An 8,244-nucleotide genomic window follows, 5' to 3' on the forward strand; every position below is an offset into this window, starting at 1 on the left:
AGAACGAGCGGCCCGGTCCCTTGTGGGGCCGGGCCGCTCCGTCATGGATCAGGCGGTGGCCGGGGGCGCGGTGGGGTCGTCGGACGTGTGCCGGCGGAACATCCGCGTCGCCGTGATCTCGCCGTGGATCGACTCCCCCTCCCCGGCCGCCTGCGGCAGGCCCGGGCGCAGGTGCTCCTCCACGCTGATGTACTTGAGTCCGGCCCGCAGGTCGGCGTCGTTGCGCAGCCGGATCACCAGTGGGAACTCGGCCAGCGCCGTCGTGTCGAACAGGCCCGTCGTGTAAAGCAGCTGGACGCCGAGCGCGTCCGAAACGGCCCGCTGGAGCTCCAGCAGGTACGTGGCGTTGGCGCGGCCGATCGGGTTGTCCAGGAAGAGCGTGCCCGCGTGGCGGTGCTTGTCGCGGCCCCGGTCGTTGGAGCGGAGCGCCGCCATCGTGCAGTACAGGGCGATCGCCGCGGTGAGCAGCTGGCCGCCGGAGAACACGTCGCCCATCTGCCCGACGGGCACCCGCTCGGCGCGCAGCACGGCGTCCGGCTTGAGGATCTCCACGGAGACGCCGCGGGGTTCGAGCGCGGCCTGAACGCCCCTCAGCAGCAGGGACATGCCGTCCCGGCGCAGGTCGGAGTTCTTCTTGACGGCGGCGCGGGTCGCCTCGTCGACGACCTCGCCGAGCCGCTCCGCGAGCGTGGCCTGATCGGGCTCCTCGAAGCGGATCCGCAGGAACTCCTGGCCCGACCACTCGCCGAGCCCCTCCGGGAGCCGGGAGAGCCGCTGCGCGGAGCGGAGCGTCGCGAGCGCGGACTCCACGAGACCGCGCAGGCGGTCGACGATCGAGTCGCGGTTGCGCTCCAGCTGCTCCAGCTCGTCCGTGAGGACCCGGAGCCGGGGTGCGAAGGCCTCGGCCCACTTGGCGGCGTGCTCGGGCAGGGCGGACGCGGGCAGTTCGCGGATCTGCTGGCGCGCCGGGGTGCGGACCTGCTCGTAGCGGGTGGAGTTGGCGTGCCGGACGAGGATGTCGCTCGCCTCGCGCACGGCGGCGTCGGCGGCGGACAGTTCGGCGGTGCAGCCGCGCAGCGCGCGGCGGGCCTCGCCGGCCGTGGTACGGGCCTCCTCCAGGGTGCCGGTGTACGTCTCGGAGGCGTCGTGCTCCTCGTCGGTGTGGTCGCGGAGCAGATCGCGCAGGAGGGCCGACGTCTCGTCGAAGCCGCCCGCCGCGTCCTCGGCGTCCCGGTGGCCCCGGAGCAGCCCGGCGTGCGCGGCGCGCGCCGCCTCCAGGGCGTCGGTACGGGAGGCCAGTTCGCCGGTCGCGGTCCGCAGCAGGGCCTGCGCCTGCTCGGCGTCGGCGGGCACCCGGTCCTCGGGCAGCTCGGTGTGCGCCTCGCCGTCCTCGGGGGCCAGGCGCTCGGCCTCGCCGCGGAGCCGGCCGAGCTTCTCGCTCGCCTCCGTGGCGCGCGACTCCAGCATCTGGACGAGGGACTCGGCGCGGGCCGCCGCGGCCTGCCGGGACGGGCCGTCGGCTCCGTCGGTGGACTCCAGGAGCTGTTCGGCGCGGGTGCGGACCTTGTTGGTGAGGCGGTCGAGCTCGGCGAGCGCGGCGGACTCGTCGCTCTCGGCGCGGGCCTGCTCGGCGCGCAGGTCGGCGCCGACGCCGACCTTCTCGTACAGCTGGGAGGCGGCCCGGTAGGCCTCGCGGAGGGTGGGCAGCGCGGTGCGGGGCGCGGCCGGGTCCTCGTCGGGGAGGGTGTCGGGGGCGCCGGCGATCTCGGCGCGCTCGGCGCGCAGGGCGCGGGCGGTGCGGTGGGCGTCGTCGGCGGCGCGCTGGGTCGCGCGGCGGTCCTCGTCGGCAGCGCGGGCACGCTCCAGGCAGGTCTGGGCGTGTGCCTCGGACTCGGCGGCGTCCTCGGCGAGTTCACGGAGCTTGGCCTGCCAGGCCGGGCGCTCGCGCAGCCGGAACGCCAGGCCCGCGAGGGCGTCGGCGACGCGGCGGGCGCGCTGGGCGGCCTCCTGGCGCTCGTCCCGGAGCTGTGCCGCCTCGGCGGCGGCCTCGTCGGCCTCGCCGCGCGCCGTACGGGCCTCGGCGAGGGTCGCGGCGGCGGCCTCGGCGGTCTCGCGTGCGGTCGAGGCGACGGCCGCGAGCTCGGCGAGCATGCCGGGCGGGCAGTCGGCGCGCCAGGCGCCGATCCGGGAGGCGAGGGCGCGGTCGCCGGCGAGGCGGGAGGCGAGGGTACGGATCTCCTCGTCGCGGGCGGTCGCGCGGGCGCGCAGGGCGTGCCGCTCCTCGTCGGCGGCCTGCTCGTCGTGCATGGCGGGGTTCGGCGGTACAAGGAAGACGCTGTAGACGCCGCTGTCCTCGCGCTCGCCCGTGTCCTGCGTCGGTACGGGGGCGAGGAGGGCGGCGGCCGTGCCGACGGCCACGGTGGAGCGGGGCAGCAGGGCCGCCGTGCCGAGGACCTCGCGGGCGCGGCCGTACGAGACGGGGTCGGTGATGACGACGCCGTCGACGAGTTCGGGGCGGGCGGCGAGGACGCGGGCGTGGTCGGCGGGGTCCACGGCCTGGGCGAGGTAGCGCCAGCCGGGGAGCGCGGGGATGCCCTGCTCGCCGAGGTACTCGACGGTGGCGAGGACGTCGGGGCCGGGCGGCAGCAGACCGCCGTCGCCGAGGGCGCCGAGGATGCGGGAGTCGTCGGCCGCGGCGGTGCGCAGTTCGAAGAGTTGCCGCTCGGCCGAGGTGACGGCCTGGTCGAGCATGCCGCGCAGCTCGTCGGCGTACCGGTCGAACTCGGTGACGGTCAGGGGCCCCTGGGGGGCGGTTCCGGCGGCGGGGGCGGCCGCGCTCTCGGGGTCGTCCTGCGAGGCGGGGTCGCCGGAGGCCTCGGACCGGCCGGTGACGCCCGCGCGCTGGCCGGGGAGGGGCGAGCCGGCGGACGGGAGGCTCAGCAGCTCGGCGAGGCGCTCCTCGGAGGCGAGGGACTCGGCGGCGCGGCGCTCCGCGTCGTAGGCGTTCCCCGCGGCCTCGGCGGCGTCCGCGGCACGGGCGGCGGCGAGCTCGGCGCGGGACTCGGCGCCGGCGGTCTCGCGGGCGCGGTCGGCGGCGGTGCGGGCGGCCTCGCGGGCCGTGTCCCAGACGGCGACGGCGGTCTTCTCCGCGTCGCTTGCGGCGAGGGCGGCCCTGGCCGGGTCGGCGTCGGGCGCGGTGTCGTCGAGCCAGCCGGCCCGTACCGCCTCGGCGGTCTCCTGCTCGACCTCGGCGAGCCGCTGGCGCAGGTGACCGGCCTCGCTGCGGGCGCGCTGGGCCTCGGTGGCGGCGGCCGTGGCGTCACGGTGGGCGGTCTCGCTCGCGTCCTGGAGGGCCGTGGAGCGCTCCTCCTCCTCGGCCGCGTGACGCTCGCCCTCCTCGGCGGCCGCGGCGAGGGCCCGTACGAGATCGGCGGCGGCCTCCGCGCGGGCCGCGAGGGCGGGGGCGGCGTCCCGCTCGGCCTCGCGGATGGCGGCGGCCACGCGCGCGGAGCGGTCGCCCGCGGCACGGTGGCGGAGGACGACCTCGGCCGCCTGCCAGGCGGAGTGCATGGTGCGGGCGTCGGTGAGCTCGCGGCGCTGGGAGGCGGCGCCCTTCTCGGCGACCGTCAGGGCCAGGGAGGCGTGCCGGTAGGCGAGTTCCGCGGAGATGAGGGCGCCGCGGCCGCGGGCGGTCTCGGCCTCGGCGACGGCGTGGGCGGCCGAGGTGACCTGCTGGGCGAGCTCGGCGGCCCGGCCGCGCTCCTCGTCGGCGCGGGCGGAGAGGCGGCGGGCGAGGGTGCGGGTGCGGCGCTCGGCGGCCGTGTGGACGTCCCGCGCGTGGGATCGGGTCCCGGCGGCCTCGACGATGCGGCCGAGGAGGTCGACGGAGCCGGCCGTGAACTCGCGCTCGGCGGTCAGCTCGGCTCGGCGGCCCAGCTTGCTGCCGAAGCCGCTCACAAGGTCGGCGAGGCCGTCGGTGTCCCGGGTGTCGGTGACGGCGCGCAGGAGGAGGTCGGTGAAGTCGGAGTCCTTCTTGACCGCGAAGAGGCCGGCCGCCTCGCCCTCGTCGGCGTTCATCTCGCGCTGATAGCGGAAGAGTTCGGGGTCGAGGCCCAGCTCGCCGAGGTGTTCGTTCCAGCGGTCGTGGATCTCCTCCCAGACCACCTCCAGGTGCGGGTACGCCTTGCCGGCCTCGGTGATGGCGTCGCGGAAGCCCTTCATCGTGCGGCGTCGGCCGGTGGCTCCGGAGGCGCCCTCGACGGGGCGGCGGACGGAGGTCGCCTCGGCGACGGGGAGGTTGTCCAGGCTGAGCCCGGGTCCCGGCCGGAAGGAGTACCAGGCCTCGGCGAACTTCCGCGGGTCGTTGGAGACCTGACGGCCGCGCCACTCGCTGGCCTTGCCGACGACGACGAGTTCGCCCGTGAGGGTGTGCTGCCACTCCAGGGCGACGTGCCCGCAGTCGTCGGCGAGGAGGAACTTCCGCAGCACGCCGGAGCTGGCCCCGCCGAGGGTGTTGCGGTGGCCGGGGAGCATGACCGAGAAGATCAGCTTGAGGAGGACGGACTTGCCGCCGCCGTTCTCCAGGAAGAGCACGCCCGCGGGCGCGGGGCGGCGCGGCGGGCCGACCGGCTCGTCCTCGAAGAACTCCGCCTGTGTGGGGGCGGGGTGGGGCACGGGCGCGCCGACCCCGCGCAGGTCCAGGACGGTGTCGGCGTAGCGCGCACCGGCGGGGCCGATGGAGTAGAGGCGGACCCGGGACAGCTCGTACATGGCGGGGGACTCTCGTGCTCGTCGTGCTCAGGAAGGTCGGTTGCGCGGGGGCGGAGGCGCGGGCGGTCAGGGGGTGTCTTGTCGGCTGGACACCCGCTAGGCGTGGAACGGCAGGCCCGCGTCGGCGGCGAGCTCCAGGTCGTCGCCCTCAGGCGGCGGGACGAGGGTCGCGGAGCCGTCGCTGACCGGCACGACGCCCAGGTCGAGGAGCTCGGCCATGGCGGCGGAACCGGCCATGTCGCGGACCTGGAGCTGGTAGCGGGCGGTGGTGCGGTAGGAGCCGCCGCCCTCGTCTCCGGTGCGCTGGAGGAAGCCGGAGTCGGTGAGGAACGCGGCGGCCTTGCCGACGATGCCGGTGGTGGATCCGGCGAGGCGGCGGGCGTCCTTGGTGGCGCCGGTGGCGCTGCGGCGGGCGTAGACGCGCCAGCCGGCCTCCAGGCCGGGGGCGTCGGACGCCGGGTCGGTGTTCTCGCCCTGTTCCTCGGCCCGCTGCTCCAGGCGTAGACAGGCCTGGCGTACGAAGGCGTCGACGCCGTTGACGGTGAGACGGCCGATGTAGCCGTCGTCGGCGAGGTCCTCGGGGCGGGGGAAGGCCATGGCAGCGACGGCGAGGTGGGCCAGGCCATGGAGGAACCGGTCGGCGGAGTCCGTCGAGGCGCGGCGGGCGTAGTCGCCCATGCGGACGGCGAAGACGGAGTCCTCGCCGGCGGTGACGGCCATCCCGGCGCGCGGGGAGACCTCCAGGACGACGAGACCGAGGCCGGTGGCGACGGCGTCGGCGAGGCGCGCGAAGGCGGGGTCCTCGCGGTAGCGGCGGAGCAGCTCGGTGTACTCGGCGTCCCGGGCCGGCAGCAGCTTGGGCTGGAGCCCGAAGGAGACGAGCCGGGCCGCGTCGGCGGCGTCGGCCGGGGTGACGGCGGACGAGGAGGACGGGGTGGGCGCGGGGGCCGCCTGGGGGTGCGGGGGCTCCTGCTCGCTCCACGCGTCGGCGTACTCGGCGTGGGTTTCGCTCACGGCTGGGGCTCCTCGGTGCGGCTCTCGGGCGGTACGTCGTGGGTGGCGGGTCGGGGCAGGGGCAGCGGCACGGGGGTGACGGCCGCCGGAGCGGACGCCGGGCGGCGGGCGGGCGTGGCCGGTCCCTCCGCGAGCCGAACGGCGCGCACGGTCGGGGCGCTCCTGCGCCGGGCCGCGGCGTCGGCGCGGGACGGCTCCGGCGCCGGTACGGCTCCGAGCCGGGGCTTCGTGCCGGGCTCCCTGGGCGGCTCGGCGCCGGTATCGCCGCGCGCGCCGGCGGGTCGGTCCACACGCACGGCCCGCACGCGCGGGCCGGCCTCGGTACGGGCCTCCGTACGGCTCCGGCCGGTGTCCGGACGGGCCGACTCGGGCAGCGGCTCGGGCAGCGGCGGAAGATCCTGCTCGCGCTGCTCTCCGGGCGCCGTCGGCGCCGGCCTGGGGCCGGGTACGGCGGCGGCGCCGGTCGGCCCGTCGGCCAGGGCCGGCTCGGCAGGGGTCCGCTCGGTAGCAGGGGCCGGCTCGGCAGCAGGGGTCCGCTCTTCAGCAGGCCGCGGCGTGGCCGACTCGGGCGCGGACGGCTCGGGTGCCGTCGGCTCGGCCTGGGGCCGGTCCGTGTCCGTCGCGGCCGTCACGGGCTCCTGCCGCGCCGCGGGACCGGGAGCGGACGTGTCGGAGGAGTCCGCGGCGGCGATCGGGGTGGGGGTCACGTGGCCTCCGAGCGGTCGGCGGCCATGCCCACCGCGTCGAGGAGTGCCGTACCGACGATGAGGTCGGCGCCGCCGAACTCCGGGTCGTCGAGTGGCGTGCCGTCGTCCACGGCGAAGAGGAGCCGCTCCTCGCCCTGGCGGTAGGCGGTGCCGACCGGGGGGCTGGCGGCGTGCACGGCGAGCAGGGCGACGAGGTACGGCAGGTCGTCGTCGAGGAGGCGGGCCTCGGCGAGCAGGCCGGAGAGGCGGCGCGGGGCGTCGTGCTCCAGGTCGAGCAGGCGCATCGCGCTCGCGAGCTGCTCCTCGCTGAAGCGGGAGTCGTCGGGGGTGGCGATGAGGTCCGGCTCGGGCATCTCCGCGCCGAGGTGCTCGCGCTCGACGGGCGGGGTGAACAGCAGGTCGACGAGGTCGCCGAGGCGGACGGACGCGGGGGTGCGCAGTCCGGTGCCGTGGGCGAAGAAGGCGTCGGTGACCTTGGCGGCCTGTTCGACAGGGAGCGGCAGGATCGGGGCGACCAGCTGCCCGTACAGGTCGAGGCCGGTGTACGCGGTGGGGGCGGCGAAGGCCTGCCGGTCCTGTTCGGCCCGGAAGAGCGGTCCGGCCTCCAGGAGGCGGGACTGCAGCTGGGTGTGGCGCCGGATGCAGTCCTTCACTATGTCGACGAGCTCGGCGGCGCGGCGCTTGTGCTCGGCCGTCTTCGCGTCGGTCGCGGCCTCGGCCTCGTCGCGGGCCTTGCGGATGTTGGTGAGGATCGCGTTCTCGTGGCGGTAGCGGTCGGCCACGTGGTCGAGCGCCTCGTCGATCATGTCCGGGACCGCCTGGAGCCAGTCCACGGCGCGGACGTTGCGCCGGGTGGCCTCCAGGGTCTTGCGGAGGCTCTCGGCGTACTGCACGGTCCGGTAGCGCGCCTGCTCGGCGGCGAGCTGGGCGTCGGCGAGGCGGCCCCGGCTGATGAGGACCTCCAGCTTCACCTCGGCGGCGATCTGGGCGCTGGTGACGTCGGTGTCGAGGGCGCCGACGAGGACGTTGACCGCTTCGTCGGTGGTGCGGAGGTAGACGCCGCCTCCGTAGCCCGGGACCTCCTCGATCAGCTTGAAGTCGTAGTCCCTGCGGACGTAGACCCCGTCGGTGCCGAAGGTGCCGTAGACGGCGCGGAAGCCCCGGTCGACGCTGCCGACGTTGATCAGGTTCTCCAGGACCCAGCGGGCCACGCGCTCGTGCTCGGCGGCGGGCCGGGAGGGCGCCTGGGCGGCGACGCGGGGCAGCAGCCGGGCGACGATCTGCTCGTGGTCGGCGCCGGTGTCGAAGTCCATGTTGAGGGTGACGAGGTCGATCGCGGAGAGGGCCACCTCGGCCATCGCGTAGACCGTGTACTCGCCGGCGAGGTTCGCCTTGCGCGCGTCGAGGTCGTGCAGCGGGGCGGTGCACGCGAGCGCGCGGAGGCGCCGCGCGAGCCCTTCGTCGGCGGCCGGGCCCTGCGCGGGCCGCGGCGCCGCGCTGAGCTGGGGCGGAGCGAGGTCCGTCGAGGCAGGCGAAGTCACGGTGGACAGATTAGGTCCTCGAACTGACAACGGTCGAAACGGCGCAGATGCGACCGGGCTCCGGGAGGGCTGCCGCGCCGGCCGTCAGGGCCTGTCCGACCTTGATCCGGCGGACCTCTAGATGAATGAGTCCGATGTCTTCAGTGGTCGTAGGCGATCAGGGAGCGTTTGACTGCGGCGCCGGTGGTCCAGTTGTGCCAGATGCCGGCGGC

At 76.3% G+C, this 8,244-nt stretch carries 4 protein-coding genes; all 4 read right to left on the reverse strand.

What is annotated here, in order from left to right:
• Positions 1–48: 48 nt before the first annotated feature.
• The gene (locus ACWFR1_RS36285) at positions 49–4,770 is read right to left on the reverse strand and encodes a hypothetical protein (protein WP_453559272.1); all 4,722 of its coding nucleotides are present in this window, start codon (positions 4,768–4,770) and stop codon (positions 49–51) included.
• Positions 4,771–4,866: 96 nt separating this feature from the next.
• Positions 4,867–5,784 (reverse strand): hypothetical protein, encoded by a 918-nt coding sequence (locus ACWFR1_RS36290; RefSeq protein ID WP_453559274.1) that lies wholly within the window; start codon positions 5,782–5,784, stop codon positions 4,867–4,869.
• The gene (locus ACWFR1_RS36295; RefSeq protein ID WP_453559277.1) at positions 5,781–6,491 is read right to left on the reverse strand and encodes a hypothetical protein; all 711 of its coding nucleotides are present in this window, start codon (positions 6,489–6,491) and stop codon (positions 5,781–5,783) included. Before ACWFR1_RS36295 ends, ACWFR1_RS36290 begins: the two co-directional genes overlap by 4 nt.
• Complete coding sequence (locus tag ACWFR1_RS36300) at positions 6,488–8,032, reverse strand: hypothetical protein (RefSeq protein ID WP_453559280.1); 1,545 nt, start codon at positions 8,030–8,032, stop codon at positions 6,488–6,490. Before ACWFR1_RS36300 ends, ACWFR1_RS36295 begins: the two co-directional genes overlap by 4 nt.
• Between the last annotated feature and the right edge of the window lie 212 nt (positions 8,033–8,244).

It is taken from the genome of Streptomyces sp. NPDC055103 (assembly GCF_053607625.1).

Excerpts from the sequence above, each read along its gene's own strand:
- ACWFR1_RS36285 (WP_453559272.1), bottom strand. The coding sequence starts at position 4,770 with ATGTACGAGCTGTCCCGGGTCCGCCTCTACTCCATCGGCCCCGCCGGT.